The organism is Pseudomonas sp. NPDC087814 (assembly GCF_044742865.1).
Taxonomy (GTDB): Bacteria; Pseudomonadota; Gammaproteobacteria; order Pseudomonadales; family Pseudomonadaceae; genus Aquipseudomonas.
This window is the reverse complement of the sequence record NZ_JBIUVK010000004.1, coordinates 1-19,697: the sequence shown is the minus strand read 5'-3', so window position 1 is coordinate 19,697 and position 19,697 is coordinate 1. Positions and strand designations below refer to the sequence as shown.

Sequence of the window (19,697 nt, the reverse complement as noted above, 5' to 3'; positions counted from 1 at the left end):
ACAGATGGGTTAACTCTACCGCTATCCCAAAACAAAATGTGAGGTACTCACCATTTTTGTGAGCCGGCCAACATTCCGTCGATGGCGTTAGATTGACGGGACGCGGATTATGTTCGAACCAGGATTTCGCCGCAACAATATAAGGCTAAACCGAACTTTCAGTGGTAGCAGGATCACCCTGATTAAAACCTTCAACTAAGTATCGTAAAATCGATGGTGTGGCTGGATTACTGAGTCATCGAAAGGTTGATCAGGAAGGCAAAGTCACTAGACCTTATAGATGACATGGACTGATCGCGACCGTCAATTCAGAATTGGCCAGATGAGACCTCGATCAAGGCCCCTCCACTCACCGCGTGGCTTCCTAATTCTGAATGCCACAGATCTGCGAAAAGCGCCTGGATCGGCCTCGCTCGGCCCATGCCTATAACCATACACAGACTATGGCTATGCATCAGGCCACCTCGCGTAGCCATTCGACGCACGCGTCCCATGACTAGATCAGCCGATAGTCACGATGCAAAACGCCCAGTTCATCAAGCCCTCGCGCAAGCATCTGACTGTACCCTTGGCGATCATGGATGAACGGAGAAAAGAGGCTGTGGCCTAGCCACTCTTCGAAGCCATTTTGAGCCACGTTTGCCAACGCCATGCCCACCGAGCGCACGTCTTCGAATCGCCCATGCTGCAGGTCATCTTTGTTCAGGTTATCGTGGACGTATTCGGTTTGATCACGAAGCGACGACCAGCGTTTAAACGAAGCGCGCCTAACTTGGCACGGCACGCAGCGACCACAGTGCTTGTAGCCGAACCGCTGGAAGCGCCCACAACTGGTTGATGCCACGGCATGCTGCTTGAGCAAATCCTGATTTCTGCAGCCCACCATCATTTCCCCTTTCGTGACCAAGGCATAGGGGTTGCGAACCTCAACGTTGATGTCGGCAGCATCAAAGACCTGCTGAAGCCGTCCCAAATACTCAGGATGCGCAGTGCGAGTGCTCAGGCTACCCACTCGGGACATGGTCAGCGGCGGATTGATGGCGATGAACCCGTTCTCGCAGATGTATAACGGCACGGTCTCGCCACGATGGTAGCGATCGAGCGAGGTCGCTACGGCCAGGCCAAATGCCAAAAATACGATCGAGCGTGCGCGCTGGGATGGCTCCTGCTGCCCGGGCGATCTGGCCACATGATTGAGACCGATCCGGTTCAAACGCAGGCTTCGAGCAAACAGATCCTGCTTCTCACCATCGCCTCTGACAATCTGGCTCACTGCATAAGGCTTTATTCCCTGCTCCACCAGGTCAATCGCACCAATCAAGCTGTCTAGACCGCCAGAAAGCAGCACCACCGAATCTTCTACTGGATGCAGCGCTTGCATCTGTGCCGGCGGCCCAAAACCACCGGGATGGAAAGCCAGCGCCCACTGATCCGTTGTAAGAAATCGCAGCGCTGCCTCCAAGGCACGAGACTGGGTGTTCCAAAACATCGGATCTTGCACCGCAATCTCAAGGCTGATCTGCCGAGTCCAGGCGTCAGCACTCTTTGCTCTCAAATCAGTGAAGTCAGCAGCCACCACTGAAAGCGCAATACTCAGGAAATCCCAGGCTTGAGGGCTGATCTCCAAATGGGCCTTGTCCAGCAGTTCACGGGCATAGCCTCCGACGCTGACCTGTCCATCTTCAGCTTTGCCGTAGATCACCACTTGCATGGCGCCATCCATACCCGGCACCGTAAATCCAGCTGGGCCGCACACAAACCTCATTCTACGTACCCCTCAAACACTTCAAAGGTGTCCTGCAACGCCTGGGTGACCACCTGAGAAATCCTTCCAGTAGTCAAAGGCGTTCTGGCGGTTGCGATCTTGCGGAACGAGGCGCTCACGCACTCCTTGATGTAATCCTTGATCTCCTTCAAGCGACGCATCGCGACCGATGCTGAAGGCGCCTTTTCCTGGATGGTTTTGCACATATCGAGCTCGTACCGATGGAACACGTCCATTGCGGTGAAACGCTCAATCGCAAAAGCCCGCTGCTCAGCTGACAGGTTGAGCAGGTCAGCATCTGGATAGCGCACCAAAACATCGGACAGCGACCCACGGATCGAAGCACGCTCGGCTTCTGCATCCTGAGTACCGTCTACCGGGCGGACGGCTTCAACCAGGGCATCCATGACTTCGGACGCAGAGCGACCTTGCAGAAGGACTCGGTCAAGTACGCCGGGGCCAGCTTGTTGACTGCCATCAGCGACCGACTCAAGCGCACTGCCAAAAACCCCGGCGATCGATGCGGTGCCTCCAAAGCGCGCCGTGGTGGTTTTTGATCCACCATACCCATGGCGCACATATTCCCGCAGGCTCTTGCGCAAGCTATTGCGATTACCGCTGGTTGCGAAGTCACCCAACCCCCGCCGCGCCCCCTTGAATCGTGCAGGAGGCGCTAAGGGTGAGGGTGCCTGGGGCACCTGCTTTGGGTCATTGGCTTGGTCATTACCATCATCGGTCTCGCCCTTGTCTGGCTCAGAAGGCCCGTCATCCTGTGGATCTGACTCCGGTGGCTCGGACGGCTTTGACGGCACAGGCGGCAGCGGCGGCAGCGGAGGAGTCCAAGGTGGTACGTACGGTAGGCCCTTGCCAGGCGGATCGTTATTTTGTGAGGTTCCCATCGAACTTCCTTATCGCAGCCTTCACCGGCCCACTGACTTCAGCCGTCATCCAGAATTCGTAGACTGACTTCGCCCAAACCTCGTCGGTCAGCTTCGGCACAATGCCCGCTTGGATTTGCGCAGGCGGACGTGCCTTCAGGAACGCCGCCAGTCGGAGCCCCTGCTGTGCATCTAGCCGTCCGACCATGAGCAACGCCTCCAGGATGTCCGGTACGCCCCACTCCTGCTCAGCACCCGCTTTATCCAGCAAACGATCCATCACGACGTTGATATCGGCGGGCGCTATGAGAGCCAGCCGATCCTTGAGCTGCCCAGCCATGTCGGGGGTAGCAAGCAGTGCCGTGAGCAGCTCAGCAGCCTCTGAAGACAGGCGGTCTTCGTCTGTAATGATTGGTGCGTGTTCACGACTGACGTAGATGGCACCCCGCAAATCTTTGTCTGCCAATGCTGGAGGCAGGGCAAGCCACTCTTTGACGAAAGGAAGATCCCAGGGCTGCTGAAGTGTCAGGGTCTTACCCAACTTCACATCCGCTTCCCACTCGCCAAGCAGCACGGGCTTGCCGTCCTTGTGGGAGGCCACAGCCTTCATCAGCTCTTCGTATGCTTTGGGGTTACCGCTACGCTCGAACAGCATAAGTTTGAGTAGCACCGCTTCGTCGACACCCACCCCTTGAGCCCGAGAGATGCTCATCCGGATCGACAGGGCGTTGAGAAATCGCTTGATGAGTCGCGGGTTTCCCTGGATACCAGAAGCCGACGTCATGACTGCAGCCAGGCGCTCAGCGGTATCAAACTTGCCGATCAGATCAGTGGGGTAGTCGTCGTACAAGGTCTGCATGAACGCGCGATCCACCCGGTTGCCCTGCCAGGTTGTCCGAAGCTGTCCGCGCACCTTGACTCGAATTTCTTCGACGACCTCTTTGGGCAGCTTACTGTTCTCTAGGAACAGCATCATCATGTACGCCCGGACTTCCTGGGTACCCAGAGGAGGGACACGAATCGGCACCTGAATCAGTTTGTCGAAATAGCTGGTCACCAAGACATCATCGGGCACGCCGCTAAAGTGCTTGCGAACCGCGTGCTTGATCATCTCGTTGTCCGCAGCGATCACGAACGCCGTGTTGCGCAGGAACAGGAATAGGCGAATGGCTTCCAAGGTAGAGATCGTGGTCTCCGGCAGGCAGCGATCCAGGTCGTCGATCAACACGACCAGGGTGACCCCCAGCTCTTCCAGGATGGCCTCGAAGTTATCCCTGAGTGCCTGAATTTCCTTCGGCGGAGACTTTTTGGCAGGTGCGCTATTCCATAGCTTACCGGCCTCATCCTTGGCTTTTTCGGCGGTGTCGTGCAATGCCTCGATGGCATCCTGATCAACCTGCCCCGATCGAACTCGGTCAACAAGGCCGATGATCTCGCCTAGCAGGCCCGGCGCGGGTACTCCCGTCGCAAAAGATAAGGCGGTGCTGCCAGCGAGCTTCGCAGCCCGGAGCCAATTCACCCGTGAAAGCAGCTCAGACGCCTTATCTAGGCCTTTCGCGCGCTTCTTGGCCTCGGTCTCCAGGCGCGTGGCGATCACGTCCATCAGGGCGGCACGGGCGTCATCGTAGCCTTGGTAGAGCCAAGCGTTAAACTCGACGAACACAAAGTCCTTCGCTGGCTTCTCCTCGCCTTGGGGCGGATCTTTGAGGGACGCCTGGATCAACTTGATCATGGACGACTTGCCCGCGCCCCACGCACCAGAGACACCAATGGAAATCGGGCGACCATCAGCCTGGTAAACGATCTCGGCGACCGTGTCAGCGACCCCAGAAAAATTGAGGAAGTCTGTTCCTGTCTCGTTATCTACCCACATGACACCCTCCCTGGACATCTTCCGCATGAAAGCTTTCCGAATGAAAGTTGTCAGCGTGAAGCAATGGCAACGACGCGCCATAGTAGCCTTTGCGCTGGGCCAGTGGCCACCACCTACGGGTGCGCTTGGATGATGAAATATTTCGTTACGTGGCGGCTAGTCAGGAAAGGGGGCGCCATGCTAGATCCCCAAGTCACCAGCAAAGTACATGTCCCGAAGATAGTCAGGTAGCTTCTGATTCAGAGCGAGCCGAAAAGCAGCCCAGGTAAGATCATGCCAAATCTGGTTTTGGATGGCCAAGGTACCAGCGAGCTCGGACACCTCCTCCCCTGCTGCTGCGGGCTCAACAGCGATGAGCGCCCCCTTAGGCAGAATGTCCCGAAGAAGCTGGATAAGGCCGGATGGATAGCGACCATTGCCATCCAGGTCAGCAATTGGAGAAAAGAAGAAGCAGGCCCAGTCTTGTCGCTTTTCGATGACCGGCAGGAGCTTGTCCCGTAGCTCCTCGCGGTTGAAGTTGGAGGCCACCGTCCACCAGATCACCTCTGCGTCATCAAGCTCCAAGCCTTCGGGCGGCGTCTCCAGATAATTCTCATACTGGTCGCACACCACGCTCTCAGGTATGGGGATCGGTTGACCGGGCTGCCAGGCACTGAGCGGTTGAAGGGCTTCAGGGGACGCTTCGTTCTCGCGATTGTCCCGGGCTTGCTGTACTTCATCGGTGTGGAGCATATAGAGGCCTTAAATTTGCGAGCAGCAGAAGCCAAGGGCCAAGTTATATCCTGTGCCTGTCTGGCGATTTACTGAAAGGGCGAGGTGCGGCACGGACAGCCACGAAGATGAAAGCCCGAAGGGCCAAGACCAACCAACGGGCCGGGCTTGGTTCACGACAGCCGGCCCAGCAGGGCGCGGCAAAAACAGTCGCTCTCCTCCATACTTTTCTTTCGGGCGCTGCGACTACTTATCTTCGATGTCTTTCTTGAAGGCCCGCTTCATCCTACTCTCTACCACGCTAGCGACCGTGTCGTCGCCGGGCTTGCGATGAGCCAAATAATCATAAGACACGTCGATAACCTTGAAAGAGTCCAAATAGTCCGGATCCAATTTGGTCTCGCCCTCTGGAACAGCGTACTCGACCCGAATGATCACCTTGTTCTCAAGCGAAAGGTTCCAAAAGTCGTCGAAGCTCCTGGCCCGCGATTCAAACCAGAACCTGATCCAGTTCTTTCTCCATGGCTCCGGTTTTGGTTGTGGTCGTGCCTCCGCTTCAGTGGTGGGGGTGGCAACGCTCTCAGATATTGCGACCTGCTGCGATTGAACGCGCGCCGGCCTTAGTGCCAGCACTGGCTTGAAGTCACTGATGAGCATGAGCGCAATGATCACCTCGTGCTCCTTCATCGCTCGATAGCCCCACACATTTGCCTTGTCGGCAACCTTCAAGACAGCAATGAAATCATCAACATCCACATGTCCGATGTATTGCTTGAAGCGGCTCCAGTGCACCTTCCAGTTCTTGAAGAAACTCGTCCTCAACTTCTTGGCGAGGGCCGGGTCATGGTCAACCGGGCAAAGTACTGAATACTTGTGCCTCCCCGCTAGCTTGATAGTGCAGAAGACGTCCGGCCTATCCGGGCTAACGGGGAAATGCGCGAAGGTCTGGCGATCCTGTGGGCCATGCGCCCCCCGAATGAGCAATTCCTGATGGCAAGCAGGGCACGTAGTAGCAGGCAAATCCAGTTTGGACTCCCCACGATATGAGGGGCCGTATTCCCGTCGGTATTCGGGAATGGTCACAGGCCTACGTGTTACAGGATGTCTCGCTACCTTCACTCTCAAACCCTTATTCCAGACGCGTTGCTTTGAGTTTCATATGGCGACAGTCGGAAATCAAGCAGTGATGGTTATGGGCTTAGTTGGGCGTCTGGGGACGCAGGGCTGCTCTGAGGTGCTAGGTTGGGTTGGATTGAGTGGAGTCAAGAAGGTGTGTCGCAACGCGCGTTCAAGCCCTTCTGGTAATAGTACTGGCAAAGGGCCCCGCTACTGACTAGTGCTCCAAGCGTTGTACAGATGGGCATCACCCCCACAAAGGCACTCCTTGTCGATTCCGAATGAAGCCTATTAGCGCTTGCTTGCGTGCGTTCGGCATTGGCATTGGTGTCGGGTCGAGTTTCATAGACGCGGAAAAATTTCTCGCCGCTGGCTGGAGAAACGCCGACCTCGACCAGCCAGCCGCACTCCTCCTCCAGCAAGTCGTTCAGGGCTTTCAGCTCTGATCTGTTCATGTTCTTTCTATCCTCGCTTCCCGGCGTGCTCGCATGTGATAAATGAATCTGACATTTGGCGATGCGGCTTCGGCGCCGGGCATTGGTGACCAAACTGATCTTTTGTTCATTATGGCGATGGAGCAAAAGGCGCCACAAGCAGTGAAGTCCAGCTGTAGGTGAGGAATCGGAATTACGTAGGCGAAGGGAAACGTAAACCCTAAAAGGCTTGAATTTGCTGGGTTTCGGGGGAGCATAGGATGGATGAACGCGCGGCAAGCGGGAAAAATGAGGCTTTTGGGTTTACCTTTGATTTTTTTGCACTATCAAAGGCATAGGGGGTTTACTTTTTCGAAATCACCAGTGCTATAATGGAATTAAGCAGCAACCTTCCGAATTCAGAAGCCCTTTCATAGCGGGGCTTCTAGGCAAGAAATGTATTTTCGAGGAGGTCGAGATGGCAAACCATTTTGGGTTGACGTTCTCCTCCAACAGAAAATAAGGAATCGGTAAACCGGTCACAAATCACCACGGCGCCCCGGGCCAGTGCCGGGCGAATGACTTCGGCCAGGTGCTGGGCGCGGGCGGCGAACACCAGCAACAGCTCGGTGTCGGGGTTCATCTGTTCGTCGCCCGGGGTCAGCAGCACTTCACGGATACGCTCGGCCAGTGGCGTGCCGCCAGGCTCACGGGTCAGCAGCACCTCGATACCTTCGGCGCGCAGGCGCTCGGCCAGGTATTCACGATTGGTGCTCTTGCCGGCGCCTTCCGGGCCTTCCAGGGTAATAAACAAGCCAGTCACAGGCAGTCCTTAGTCAGAGTCATTGCGGGCTTTGCGGTGCGGCGTCATCGGGTGCCGGAGCCGGCTCGGCGGGCGTATCCAGCGGCGCGTCCGCAGGCTTTGCCGCCGGCGCCGGGCTGGAACGGTAATCGGCGCGACGCCTCATCTGGAACTCACGCACTGCTGCGTTATGCGCATCCAGGTTATCCGAGAAAATATGGCTGCCATCGCCTCGGGCAACGAAATACAGGCTGCTGCCCGCCACCGGGTTCAGCGCAGCATGAATCGCCTCCCGCCCGACCATGGCGATCGGCGTCGGCGGCAGGCCGGCGATCACGTAGGTGTTGTAGGGCGTGGCTTCCTTGAGGTGCGCGCGGGTCAGCTTGCCGGTGTAGCGCTCGCCGAGGCCGTAGATCACCGTCGGGTCGGTTTGCAGCAGCATGCCGATCTGCATGCGCCGCACGAATACCCCGGCGATCTGGCCGCGCTCTTCCGGCACGCCGGTTTCTTTCTCCACCAGCGAGGCCATGATCAGCGCTTGATAGGGGTCGGTGTACGGCGCATCGGCCGCGCGCTTGCTCCACTCCTGGGCGAGGACATCGTCCAGACGGTTGTAGGATTTTTTCAGCAGTTCGACGTCGCTCATGCCGCGCACGAAGCGGTAGGTGTCCGGGAAGAAGCGCCCTTCAGGGAATACGCCCGGGTGGCCGAGTTTTTCCATCACCTCGCTGTCACTCAGGCCGGACAGGGTCTGCTCGATCTTTTCATGCTTGGCCAGGGCCGCGCGCACCTGGCGGAAGTTCCAGCCTTCCACCAGCGTAATGCTGTACTGCACCACTTCGCCACGCTGCCACAAGCCGATCAGGCCCTCGGCGGTGAGGCCCGGGGTCATGCGGTATTCGCCGCTGTGCAGCGGCTGGCCGTCGAGGTTGAAGCGCCAGTAGAGACGCAACCAGAACGCATCCTTGAGCACGCCGTCATTTTCCAGGCGATTGAAGGTGCCGGTGGGCGTCGCGCCAGCCGGTACGTCCAGCAATTGCTCCTGGGTCAGATTCAAGGGCTGCTCAAGGGCCGAGTTCAGCTTCCAGGCCGAAGCGCCCAGCAGCAAACCCGCCAGGACCAGACCGATCTCCAGCAACAATACAAATTTACGTCTCAAATCAAATATCCAATAGTGCGCGAACAATGCCCTGCAGTTTACGGGTGAGCGGCCCAACCGGCCAGCTCATCGCAGCACATCCGCGCACCGGCCAAATGCCATATACGCTGTTGCACACCAAGACTTCATCGGCCTGTTGCAGCTGCTCAAGGCTGATATCGGCCACGCTCGTCGGAATGCCCAACGCCTGCGCCTGGGCCAACACCTCGGCCCGCATGACGCCGGCGACGCCGCAGCGTTTCAGATCAGCGGTCAGCAACACGCCGTTACGCACCAGAAACAGGTTGCTGAAGACGCCTTCGATGACTCGACCGGACATATCCAGCATCAAACCTTCGGCGTGTTCGGCATCCTGCCATTCGGCACGGGCGAACACCTGTTCCAGTCGATTGAGGTGCTTGAGGCCGGCGAGCAACGGTTGCTCGGACAAACGCGTGGTACACGCAAACAGGCGGATGCCTGACGCTGCATGTTCCGGGGGATAAGTGGCAGGTGGACTGCCTTGCAGAATGCGCCGCGCCGGAGCGCCAGCACTGATGCCATAACCGCGCTGGCTGTCGCCACGGGTCAGGATCAACTTGAGTACACCGTCACCGAGGGCAGAGGCGTAGGCCAGCAATTCGCTGCGGATCAGGGGTTGATCCGCAACAATCGCCAGCCGCCTGCAACCTTCTTCAAGGCGCTGCAGGTGGCGGTCAAGCAGCACGGGCTGCCCGGCCTTGACGGCAATGGTCTCGAACAGCCCATCACCGTATGCCAGGCCACGGTCTTTCAGGGGCACTGCGCCCGCCGGCTGACCGTCGACCCAGCTCTCCATCACTCGGCGAACCGGCGGAACACCAGGGAACCGTTGGTACCACCAAAACCGAACGAGTTGGACAGCACCACGTCGATCGGCATCTTCTGCGGCTCGTGAGGCACGAAGTTCAGGTCGCAGCCCTCATCCGGCTCATCGAGGTTGATGGTCGGCGGAGCGACCTGATCCTTGATGGCCAGCACGCTGAAGATTGCCTCGACCGCGCCCGCCGCACCCAACAGGTGCCCGGTCATGGACTTGGTGGAACTGACCGCCAGCTTGTAGGCATGCTCGCCGAACACCGACTTGATGGCCTCGGCTTCCGCCAGGTCGCCGGTCGGGGTCGAAGTGCCATGGGCATTGATGTACTGCACCTGGTCAACGTTGACCTTGGCATCACGCAACGCATTGGTGATGCAGCGTGCAGCACCCGCGCCGTCCGACGGAGGCGAGGTCATGTGGTACGCATCACCGCTCATGCCGAAACCAATCAGCTCGGCGTAGATGGTGGCGCCACGGGCCTTCGCGTGCTCCAGCTCTTCGAGTACCAGCGCACCGGCACCGTCGGCCAGAACAAAACCGTCGCGGCCCTTGTCCCACGGACGGCTGGCACGGGTCGGCTCGTCATTGCGGGTCGACAACGCACGGGACGCGCCGAAGCCGCCCATGCCCAAACCGCAGGCGGCCATCTCGGCACCGCCGGCGATCATCACGTCGGCCTCGTCATAGGCGATATTGCGCGCCGCCATGCCGATGCAGTGAGTGCCCGTGGTGCACGCCGTGGAAATGGCGTAGTTAGGCCCCTGGGCACCCAAGTGGATGGACAGGAAACCGGAAATCATGTTGATGATCGAGCCAGGCACGAAGAACGGTGAAATTCTGCGAGGGCCGGACTCATGCAGGGTGCGGCTGGTTTCTTCGATATTGGTCAGACCGCCAATACCCGAACCCATGGCCACGCCGATGCGCTCACGGTTGGCGTCGGTGACTTCCAGGCCGGCATTACGCACCGCCTGAAAACCGGCTGCCAGGCCGTATTGAATGAACAGGTCGAGTTTGCGGGACTCTTTGACCGAGAGATATTCCTCGACATTGAAGTCCTTTACCGAGCCGCCAAAACGGGTGGAATAGGCAGAAAGGTCCGTGTGTTCGATCAGACCAATACCACTGCGGCCAGCCAGAATGCCCTGCCAACTGCTCGGCACATCCGTACCCAGTGGCGACAACATACCCATACCGGTGACTACGACGCGTCTACGCGACACAGCACTCTCCTTTTTCTAATGACGACACTTTGCATCAGGCTTAAAGGAAAAAACCGCACGCCATAGGGCAGTGCGGTTTTTCCATCACAGCAAGCGACGATTACAAACTATTACGCCTGGTGGCTAGTAACGTAGTCGATAGCAGCTTGAACGGTAGTGATTTTTTCAGCTTCTTCGTCCGGGATTTCGGTCTCGAATTCCTCTTCCAGAGCCATCACCAGCTCAACGGTGTCAAGGGAGTCGGCACCCAGGTCTTCAACGAAGGAAGCGCTGTTGGTCACTTCTTCTTCTTTAACGCCCAGTTGCTCGGCAACGATTTTCTTGACGCGCTCTTCGATGGTGCTCATACCTTGTTTTCACTCCTAATGGACAAATTCAGGCAGCTGGCCAGTGGGTAAGTGTATAGAAAGACTTTTCAGCTTTTCAACTGAAAGCTTCACCCTCGTACCCTATTGGCCATCTGCCTATAAATAGATTGCAGCTTTATAACGGATTTTAGACAGCTCGTATGACATTTTTTTGAAGCGATCCGTCACAATTTAACTCATGTACATCCCGCCGTTCACCGGGATTGTAGCCCCAGTCACGTATGCCGCACCGTCGGATGCCAGGAAAGCGACCACATTCGCGATCTCTTGAGCCTGGCCCAGACGGCCCAGCGGAATCTGCGTCAGCAACGCTTCACGCTGCGCTTCAGGCAATTCGCGGGTCATATCGGTGTCGATGAACCCTGGGGCCACCGAGTTGACCGTAATCGACCGCGAGCCTACTTCACGCGCCAATGCACGGCTGAAACCTTCCAGACCGGCCTTGGCGGCTGCGTAGTTTACTTGGCCTGCGTTGCCCATGGCACCCACAACAGAGCCAATATTGATAATTCGACCCCAACGAGCCTTGGTCATGCCGCGCAAAACACCCTTGGACAGGCGAAACAGACTGTTCAGGTTGGTATCAACGACGTCATGCCACTCGTCGTCTTTCATACGCATCATCAGGTTATCGCGGGTAATACCGGCATTGTTCACCAGAATAGCCGGTGCACCGAATTGCGCCGTGATTTCAGCCAATACGGCCGCCACGGACTCATCGCTGGTCACGTTAAGCTCAAGACCGGTGCCCTGGACGCCGTTTTCCTTCAGCGTCGCGGCAATACGTTCAGCGCCGGCGGCGGAGGTTGCGGTACCGATGACCACAGCGCCCAGACGGCCCAGCTCCAGGGCGATCGCCTGGCCAATGCCACGGCTTGCGCCGGTGACCAGTGCAACTTTACCTTGCAGACTCATGCAGGCTTCTCCTAGGTTCGGAAATTAACGTCAGGCCAGGGCTGCGCGAGCGGCAGCGAAGGCATCCGGGGTATTGAGGTTGGAAGTCGACACGCCTTCGGCGCAACGCTTGTTCAGGCCGGCGAGGACTTTGCCCGGGCCGCACTCTACCAATTGGGTGGCGCCGTTGGCGGCCAGGGTCTGCACCGACTCAACCCAGCGAACCGGCTTGTACAGCTGTTCCAGCAGATCGCGCTTGAGGGTTTCCAGGTCAGAGGCCACGGCGGCACTGACGTTCTGCACCAACGGAATCTGCGGCGCCTGCCAGTTGATCGCAGCGATCGACTCGGCGAAACGCTCGGCAGCCGGGCGCATCAGTTCGCAGTGGGACGGCACGCTGACCGGCAACGGCAACGCACGCTTGGCGCCACGGGCCTTGCAGCCTTCGATGGCGCGCTCTACCGCCGCCTTGGCGCCGGCGATCACCACCTGGCCAGGGGAGTTGAAGTTCACCGCGCTGACCACTTCGCCCTGGGCCGCTTCGGCGCAGGCGGCAATCACGTCAGCATCTTCCAGGCCGAGAATGGCAGCCATGCCGCCCTGCCCGGCAGGAACCGCTTCCTGCATCAACTGGCCACGACGCTCCACCAGCTTGACTGCTTCACCGAGGGTCAGGCTGCCAGCGGCCACCAGGGCGCTGTATTCGCCCAGGCTATGACCGGCAACGTAGGCCGGACGTGCACCACCTTCAGCCAACCACAGGCGCCACAGGGCGATGGAGGCGGTGAGGATGGCGGGTTGGGTCTTGTCGGTTTGATTGAGCAGCTCTTCCGGCCCTTGCTGGGTCAGTGCCCACAGGTCGTAACCCAAGGCATCGGAGGCTTCCTTGAAAGTGTCCAGGACCAACTGATGTTCCGCGCCCAGCTCGGCCAACATGCCGAGGGACTGCGAACCCTGCCCTGGAAAGACGAATGCGAGGGATGTAGACATGTAACAAGCCCCTAATGATCTGGTCGTCGGAAATTGGCGCCCCACACGTGGGAGCGCAAGAAACTGACAGATTGGATGGTCAATTGAACTGGCCGGTCACATTTAAGCATTTCCGGCCCGATTCGCCTAAGGCAACAGATCCTCAAGGCGGCCGTGCAAGCGTTGCGGCAGGTTTTCCTGGATCTCGATCAAGGCGCGCTGGATGGCACTTTGAAAACCCTGCACCCCCGCCGAACCATGACTTTTCACCACGATGCCCTGCAACCCGAGGAAACTCGCACCATTGTGCCGCGCCGGAGCCAGGTCAGCCTGCAAGCGCCGCATCAAGGGCAGCGCCAGGGCGCCCACCAGGCGTGACGCCAGGTTGCGCTTGAACAAGGCCTCGATGCGCGCAGCAATCATCGTCGCCAGGCCCTCGCTGGACTTGAGCAGGATATTGCCGACAAACCCGTCGCACACCACCACGTCGGCTTCGCCGCGGTACAGACCGTCACCCTCGACAAAGCCGATGTAGTTCAGGCCTCGCGCGCTTTGCAACAGCGTCGCCGCCAGCTTGACCTGCTGGTTGCCCTTGATGTCTTCGGTGCCGATATTCAGCAGCGCCACCCGAGGCCGGGCCACGCCCAGCGCTTCGGCCGCCACCGAGCCCATCAGGGCAAAGTGCAGCAGATGCTCGGCACTGCAATCGACGTTCGCCCCCAGGTCCAGCAACTGGCAATAGCCCTGCTGGGTCGGAATAGCCGCAACCATCGCCGGCCGGTCAATGCCCGGCAGGGTTTTCAGCACATGCCGGGACAACGCCATCAACGCCCCGGTATTGCCGGCACTGACACAGGCCTGGGCCTTGCCGTCGCGTACCAGCTCAAGCGCCACCCGCATCGAAGAATCAGGCTTGCCGCGCAAGGCCTGCGCAGGCTTTTCATCCATGGTGATGGTTTCGCTGGCCGGTGTAATAGTCAGGCGCGCGCGATCCACCGCCGGATGGCTGGCAATCAGTTCTTCAAGTAAGGAGGGTTGACCGACGAGGGTCAGGTGCAGCGAGGGCGTGGCAGACAGGCAAGCAATGCAGGCCTGAACAATGCTGCGGGGACCGAAGTCCCCGCCCATTGCGTCAATCGCGATGACTTGAGCAGACAAGTGATTACTCGTCAGCGCCCTTGTCGATCACTTTACGGCCACGGTATACGCCTTCTGGCGATACGTGGTGACGCAGGTGAACTTCACCGGTGGTTTTTTCTACAGACAGAGTGCTTGCCGTCAGGGCGTCGTGCGAACGACGCATGTCACGGGCAGAGCGGGATTTTTTGTTCTGCTGAACAGCCATAATTGATTAACTCCTAAACGTTTGGGTCACGCTTTAACTGCGCCAATACACTGAACGGGTTGGACCGCGTTACCTCGTCCTCGCTCGGTTCGGGCTCATCGAGACCCGCCGGCTGCTGGCATTCTTCCGGATGATGAGCAGGCACAATGGGCAAGGCGAGCAAAAGCTCCTCCTCGATCAGTGACTGCAGATCCAAAGGATCTTCGCCCAGTTCCAGCACGTCATAACCTTTCGGCAACGACTGGGTATTCGCACCCTCTTTCACCACAGCATAACTGCATTCGCTGTGGATCGGCAGGGTGACCAGCTCAAGACAACGCTGGCAAACCATTTTGACTTCGGTGTCGATAAAGCTGTGGATTACCACAGACTTACGTTCATCTCGTTCAAAAACGAATTTAGCCTGCACCGTACCGACAGTGTCGGAAAGCGGGTCGCAGAGTCTCTCCAAATCGGCCAGGAGCAGCTCACCTTGAAGGGTGGTGCCACGATCAGCCAATTTGCGCGGGTCAACGTGAGGTGGAATCGGGTCATTCAACATAGGCGCAGCATTATAGGGATGCACCCGGCCATGTCAAAGGAAATTCAGCCCTGTCCGTCACCGGGCCTCCCCGCTAGAATCCGCGACTGCCTTGAGGAGACGCCCATGCTGCCTTTATTACTCGCTTCCAGCTCGGTATATCGCCGGGAATTGCTGAACCGCCTGCACCTGCCGTTCATCTGCAGTTCGCCGGATATCGACGAAAGCCACCGTCCGGACGAGTCCGCCGTGGAGCTGGTCAAGCGCCTGGCCGAGGAAAAGGCCCGCGCCCTGGCTGACAGCCATCCGGGCCACCTGATCATCGGCTCGGACCAGGTCGCCGCGCTCGACGGCCAGATCATCGGCAAGCCCCACACCTTCGAGAAAGCCCGTGAGCAACTGCTGGCGGCCAGCGGCAAGCGCGTCAGCTTCCTGACCGGCCTGGCTGTACTGAACAGCGCCACCGGCCATTGCCAGGTCGACTGCATCCCCTTCACCGTACACATGCGCACGCTGGACGCCGCACGCATCGAACGCTACCTGCGCATCGAGCAGCCCTACGACTGCGCTGGCAGCTTCAAGGCCGAAGGCCTGGGGGTGAGCCTGTTTCAAAGCACCGAAGGGCCAGACGCCACCAGCCTGGTCGGACTGCCGCTGATCCGACTGGTGGACATGCTACTGGCCGAAGGCGCACAGATTCCCTGAGAACATCACAAACAAATGTGGGAGCTGGCTTGCCTGCGATGCAGACACCTCGGTACATCAGTTGCACCGAGGTGATGCTATCGCAGGCAAGCCAGCTCCCACACTTTGAGCCTTGTCGCGCTCAAGATCTCAGCGCAGGGTCGGACCCTGAAAGCCCATCCACATCGCCAACTGCTCAGCCACACTGGCACCCAGCTTCTTGGAGAAACGATCAAACGGCGATTCCTGAACAGTGAAGTCCACCAGTTCTTTCTCGCCAATCACGTCCCGCGCCACCGAACTGGCACTGCCCAGGCCATCGATCAAGCCCAATGGCAGCGCTTGCTCGCCAGACCAGACCAGACCGGAGAACAGCTCCGGATGCTCCTTATCCTTGAGCCGGTCACCGCGCCCCTGCTTCACACTGGCGATGAACTGCCGATGAGTGGTATCCAGCACACCCTGCCAGAACTGGGTTTCATCCGCCTTTTGCGGCTGGAACGGGTCCAGGAACGACTTGTGCTCACCCGACGTGTAGGTACGACGCTCAACCCCGAGCTTCTCCATGGTGCCGACAAAGCCATAACCGGCCGCCGTCACACCAATCGAACCCACCAGACTGGCCTTGTCGGCGTAGATCTGGTCGGCGGCACTGGCGATGTAATAGGCACCCGAGGCACCCAGGTCGGAAATCACTGCATACAGCTTGATGTCCGGGTGCAAGGCGCGCAGGCGACGAATCTCGTCATACACATAACCCGACTGCACCGGACTGCCGCCCGGGCTGTTGATGCGCAGGATCACAGCCTTGACCTTGGAGTCCTCGAAGGCCGCCCGCAGACTGCTGACGATGTTGTCTGCACTGGCAGACTCCTTGTCGGCAATCACTCCGCGCACTTCGATCAACGCCGTGTAATGACCGCTTCGGGTGGCGCTCTTCTCCATGTCCATCAGCGGACTGAACAGCACCAGCATGCCCAACAGATAAATAAAGGTCAGAAGCTTGAAAAAGATCCCCCAACGCCGGGAGCGGCGCTGCTCCTGAACACTGGCCAGCAAGGTCTTCTCCAGCAACTTCCAGCTTCTGTCATCGCCATTGTTATCGGCATTGGCCTTCTCAGGCGCTTTCCACTCATCGGTCATGCCATCTACCCCAGCAAAGACTTAATGGGCCCGGCTGAGCCAGGCCTGCAATTCAGAAAAACGGTCAATTGTCAGGCGCGGCTCGTAGGCCTGCAACGCCTGGGCAGATTGGGCGCCGTAGCTGACCGCCACGGAGTCCATGCCAGCATTACGCGCCATCATCAGGTCGAACGACGCATCACCCACCATCAACGCCTGCCGAGGCGACACGCCACATTGAGCGAGGATCTGCTCGAGCATCAGAGGGTGGGGCTTGCTGGCGGTTTCATCCGCCGCACGGGTGGCGTCGAAATAATCTTCCCAGCCATGAGCCTTGAGCACCCGGTCCAGGCCGCGACGGGCCTTGCCGGTCGCGACCGCAAGGTGATAACCGTCGGCGCGAAATGCTTCCATGGCCTGCGCCACGCCTTCAAACAGCGGCGAAGGCTGGGCGTCGAGCGCCATGTAGTGATCGGCGTAGTGCTGACGAAACGCTATCAGCTCGTCATCACCAATCTCCGGGTACAGGGTGCGGATCGCTTCCGGCAGGCCCAGGCCAATAATGCCCTTGACCGCCAGGTCGTCGCACAATGCATAACCGGAACGGGTCGACGCCGCGTGCATCGACTCGACAATCCGACCAATGGAATTACACAGCGTGCCATCCCAGTCAAAGATCAACAGCTTGTAGTCAGGGTGCGACACTCAGGCGCTCCACGGTCTTGGCCCACATTTCATCGACAGGCGCTTGCAGCTTCAATTCGCCACCATCAGGCAGCGGCACGGTCAGCATGTAGGCGTGCAGGAACAGGCGTTTGCCACCCAGGTCGCGGATTTCCTTGGAGAAATCTTCATCGCCGTATTTGGTATCGCCGGCAATGCAGTGCCCCGCATGCAGGGTGTGCACACGAATCTGGTGGGTACGGCCAGTGACCGGCTTGGCCTCGACCATGGTGGCAAAGTCACCAAAGCGGCGCAGCACCTTGAACAGGGTCAGCGCCTCCTTGCCCTCCTCGTCCACCTCGACCATGCGCTCGCCGGAACGCAGGTTGCTCTTCTGCAACGGCGCGCGCACGCTCTTGATCGAGGTGGCCCAGTTGCCACGCACCAGCGCCATGTAGCGCTTGTCCACGCCATCACCGCGCAGGGCGGCATGCAGGTGGCGCAACATGCTGCGTTTCTTGGCGATCATCAACAGGCCGGAGGTGTCACGGTCCAGACGGTGGACCAGCTCCAGCTCCTTGGCATCCGGGCGCAACTGACGAAAGGCTTCGATCACCCCGTAGTTGAGGCCACTGCCACCGTGAACCGCGATGCCACACGGCTTGTTGATCACGATCAGTGCCTTGTCTTCGAAGACAATCGACGCTTCAAGGCGCTGCAACAAGCCCTGGGCCAGTGGAACCGGTTCGTCCCGCTCAGGCACCCGCACCGGCGGCACGCGGACGATATCGCCCGCCTGCAGCTTGTACTCGGGCTTGATCCGGCCTTTGTTCACGCGCACTTCGCCTTTACGCAAAATGCGGTAAATCAAGGTCTTGGGCACGCCTTTGAGCCTGGCAAGAAGAAAGTTGTCGATGCGTTGGCCGGCATATTCCGGCGAGACCTCGAGCAGCTGGACGCTGGGGGTCTGGGGGGCGGTAGTCGTCATGGCGGCGATGATAACAATTTTTTATTTAATAGAAGCACTTAATGATTGCTGCTATAGTCGCGAACGCCGCCAAAAGCGGCCTGGACAGAGGACTAGCGGCAAACTGCCGGCCCTGACCATCGCAATTCATCAGGACGCGAGGCCGTCCTACGGGGCTTTCGCCACCCTGGAAGGCTCGAGATTGTAACAAGCGCAGGTGACATGAGGCCTGAAGCGAGTGCAAAAAGCAGAGTGATTACTCGCCTTTTGCGCCGATATTTACGGCCAGTTCACAAAGTGCAGTCAGTCTGGAGCCAGACCACGGCGAATGCTTCGGAAACAACGCCTGTTACGAGCTGAGTGAGAGCACAATCGCCCACACCCGGTCTTGTTTAGCCATGAGCGTGGACTCCCCATTGGAGAACACGGTAAATGCCAACCCGCTGCGGATTCTGCGCGCGGCAGCACCCGAATTATCAGGGATACGTGTAGGGTGGAGATGCACAACCGTCGGACTGTGTAGCACTAGGCTTATATTTAGACGCTTCATCTCGTCCACAGTCGCCGGTTGATTCCTCCTCCTGACTGAGTGCTTAAGTCACCACAGCAAGCAGGAAGCGTACGTCGCGATACCGCCCATTTTGGCGGGTATTGCTGGACACTGGAGTGGCCAACCACTCTTGACGCACCTGACACCGACCGTGAGAAGTCGTGTGTGCCGAACGCCGTTTCCGGCAGCCCGGAAACCGACGGTACAACATGAAAAGAATGCTGATTAACGCAACTCAACCCGAAGAGTTGCGTGTTGCACTGGTAGACGGCCAACGCCTCTACGACCTGGACATCGAGTCCGGTGCACGCGAGCAAAAGAAGGCCAACATCTATAAAGGCCGGATTACTCGCATCGAACCAAGCCTTGAGGCTGCCTTTGTCGATTTCGGCTCCGAGCGCCATGGCTTCCTGCCCCTCAAAGAAATCTCCCGCGAATACTTCAAGAAATCCCCTGAAGGCCGCGTGAACATCAAGGACGTCCTGAGCGAAGGTCAGGAAGTCATTGTTCAGGTAGAAAAAGAAGAACGTGGCAACAAGGGCGCCGCCCTGACCACCTTCATCAGCCTGGCTGGCCGCTATCTGGTCCTGATGCCGAACAACCCGCGTGCCGGCGGTATCTCCCGTCGCATCGAAGGCGAAGAGCGCAACGAACTGCGTGAAGCGCTGAACGGCTTGATCGCTCCGGCCGACATGGGCCTGATCGTGCGCACTGCCGGCCTGGGCCGCAGCAGCGAAGAAATGCAGTGGGACCTCGACTACCTGCTGCAGCTGTGGACCGCTATCAAGGAAGCGTCCCTGGATCGTTCCGCGCCATTCCTGATCTACCAGGATAGCA

Annotated in this window: 20 protein-coding genes and 1 pseudogene; 2 read left to right on the top strand and 19 right to left on the bottom strand. The window is 58.6% G+C overall.

Features of this window, described 5'->3' with window-relative positions:
- Positions 1 to 496 precede the first annotated feature (496 nt).
- From qatC to ACIOMR_RS04675, 16 genes and pseudogenes are all read right to left on the bottom strand, one after another.
- Entirely contained in the window at positions 497 to 1,765 is a 1,269-nt protein-coding gene (gene qatC / locus ACIOMR_RS04750; protein ID WP_401192533.1) for a Qat anti-phage system QueC-like protein QatC, read from the bottom strand.
- Complete coding sequence (gene qatB / locus ACIOMR_RS04745) at positions 1,762 to 2,367, bottom strand: Qat anti-phage system associated protein QatB (protein ID WP_401192530.1); 606 nt, start codon at positions 2,365 to 2,367, stop codon at positions 1,762 to 1,764. The genes qatC and qatB overlap by 4 nt, the downstream gene beginning before the upstream one ends.
- Positions 2,368 to 2,644: 277 nt before the next feature.
- Positions 2,645 to 4,516 carry a P-loop NTPase fold protein gene (locus ACIOMR_RS04740; RefSeq protein WP_401192527.1) on the bottom strand — a complete coding sequence of 624 codons (1,872 nt, stop codon included), beginning with the start codon at positions 4,514 to 4,516 and terminating at the stop codon, positions 2,645 to 2,647.
- Between the two features lie 180 nt (positions 4,517 to 4,696).
- Positions 4,697 to 5,248 carry a hypothetical protein gene (locus tag ACIOMR_RS04735; protein WP_401192524.1) on the bottom strand — a complete coding sequence of 184 codons (552 nt, stop codon included), beginning with the start codon at positions 5,246 to 5,248 and terminating at the stop codon, positions 4,697 to 4,699.
- Between the two features lie 225 nt (positions 5,249 to 5,473).
- Positions 5,474 to 6,310: a hypothetical protein gene (locus ACIOMR_RS04730; RefSeq protein WP_181125437.1), complete on the bottom strand. Its 837-nt coding sequence runs from the start codon at positions 6,308 to 6,310 to the stop codon at positions 5,474 to 5,476.
- A gap of 179 nt (positions 6,311 to 6,489) precedes the next feature.
- Positions 6,490 to 6,798: a hypothetical protein gene (locus tag ACIOMR_RS04725; protein WP_401192521.1), complete on the bottom strand. Its 309-nt coding sequence runs from the start codon at positions 6,796 to 6,798 to the stop codon at positions 6,490 to 6,492.
- Between the two features lie 463 nt (positions 6,799 to 7,261).
- A pseudogene (gene tmk / locus ACIOMR_RS04720) lies at positions 7,262 to 7,579 on the bottom strand (dTMP kinase); the annotation flags it as partial.
- Between the two features lie 19 nt (positions 7,580 to 7,598).
- The gene (gene mltG / locus ACIOMR_RS04715) at positions 7,599 to 8,717 is read right to left on the bottom strand and encodes an endolytic transglycosylase MltG (RefSeq protein WP_401192518.1); all 1,119 of its coding nucleotides are present in this window, start codon (positions 8,715 to 8,717) and stop codon (positions 7,599 to 7,601) included.
- 1 nt (position 8,718) lies between these two features.
- Positions 8,719 to 9,534, bottom strand: coding sequence for an aminodeoxychorismate lyase (pabC, locus tag ACIOMR_RS04710; protein WP_401192814.1), 816 nt, complete (start codon positions 9,532 to 9,534; stop codon positions 8,719 to 8,721).
- Positions 9,534 to 10,778, bottom strand: a complete 1,245-nt coding sequence (fabF, locus tag ACIOMR_RS04705) for a beta-ketoacyl-ACP synthase II (RefSeq protein ID WP_004371291.1) — start codon at positions 10,776 to 10,778, stop codon at positions 9,534 to 9,536. The genes pabC and fabF overlap by 1 nt, the downstream gene beginning before the upstream one ends.
- Positions 10,779 to 10,888: 110 nt before the next feature.
- Entirely contained in the window at positions 10,889 to 11,125 is a 237-nt protein-coding gene (gene acpP / locus ACIOMR_RS04700; RefSeq protein WP_004371293.1) for an acyl carrier protein, read from the bottom strand.
- A 192-nt stretch (positions 11,126 to 11,317) separates the two neighbouring features.
- Positions 11,318 to 12,061 (bottom strand): 3-oxoacyl-ACP reductase FabG, encoded by a 744-nt coding sequence (gene fabG / locus ACIOMR_RS04695; protein ID WP_004371297.1) that lies wholly within the window; start codon positions 12,059 to 12,061, stop codon positions 11,318 to 11,320.
- Positions 12,062 to 12,091: 30 nt separating this feature from the next.
- Complete coding sequence (gene fabD, locus ACIOMR_RS04690) at positions 12,092 to 13,030, bottom strand: ACP S-malonyltransferase (RefSeq protein ID WP_023659248.1); 939 nt, start codon at positions 13,028 to 13,030, stop codon at positions 12,092 to 12,094.
- 126 nt (positions 13,031 to 13,156) lie between these two features.
- The gene (gene plsX / locus ACIOMR_RS04685; RefSeq protein ID WP_080673274.1) at positions 13,157 to 14,167 is read right to left on the bottom strand and encodes a phosphate acyltransferase PlsX; all 1,011 of its coding nucleotides are present in this window, start codon (positions 14,165 to 14,167) and stop codon (positions 13,157 to 13,159) included.
- Between the two features lie 4 nt (positions 14,168 to 14,171).
- A complete protein-coding gene (gene rpmF, locus ACIOMR_RS04680; RefSeq protein ID WP_004371305.1) occupies positions 14,172 to 14,354 on the bottom strand; it encodes a 50S ribosomal protein L32 in 183 nt (60 codons plus the stop codon).
- A 13-nt stretch (positions 14,355 to 14,367) separates the two neighbouring features.
- The gene (locus ACIOMR_RS04675) at positions 14,368 to 14,895 is read right to left on the bottom strand and encodes a YceD family protein (RefSeq protein WP_004371317.1); all 528 of its coding nucleotides are present in this window, start codon (positions 14,893 to 14,895) and stop codon (positions 14,368 to 14,370) included.
- Between the two features lie 105 nt (positions 14,896 to 15,000).
- Between ACIOMR_RS04675 and ACIOMR_RS04670 the strand changes: the two genes are divergently transcribed.
- Positions 15,001 to 15,579, top strand: coding sequence for a nucleoside triphosphate pyrophosphatase (locus tag ACIOMR_RS04670; RefSeq protein ID WP_177008415.1), 579 nt, complete (start codon positions 15,001 to 15,003; stop codon positions 15,577 to 15,579).
- A gap of 129 nt (positions 15,580 to 15,708) precedes the next feature.
- Here the strand turns inward: ACIOMR_RS04670 and ACIOMR_RS04665 are convergent, their stop codons facing one another.
- From ACIOMR_RS04665 to rluC, 3 genes are read right to left on the bottom strand one after another with little or no spacing between them, the layout of a single operon-like run.
- Positions 15,709 to 16,701 carry a S49 family peptidase gene (locus tag ACIOMR_RS04665; RefSeq protein ID WP_177008416.1) on the bottom strand — a complete coding sequence of 331 codons (993 nt, stop codon included), beginning with the start codon at positions 16,699 to 16,701 and terminating at the stop codon, positions 15,709 to 15,711.
- 21 nt (positions 16,702 to 16,722) lie between these two features.
- Positions 16,723 to 17,385: an HAD-IA family hydrolase gene (locus tag ACIOMR_RS04660; RefSeq protein WP_004371323.1), complete on the bottom strand. Its 663-nt coding sequence runs from the start codon at positions 17,383 to 17,385 to the stop codon at positions 16,723 to 16,725.
- Positions 17,372 to 18,331 (bottom strand): 23S rRNA pseudouridine(955/2504/2580) synthase RluC, encoded by a 960-nt coding sequence (rluC, locus tag ACIOMR_RS04655; protein ID WP_004371325.1) that lies wholly within the window; start codon positions 18,329 to 18,331, stop codon positions 17,372 to 17,374. Before rluC ends, ACIOMR_RS04660 begins: the two co-directional genes overlap by 14 nt.
- Before the next feature lie 738 nt (positions 18,332 to 19,069).
- Here rluC and ACIOMR_RS04650 point away from each other — a divergent pair.
- Positions 19,070 to 19,697 (top strand): ribonuclease E/G (locus ACIOMR_RS04650; protein ID WP_401192509.1); only part of this gene is annotated, 628 nt, incomplete at its 3' end.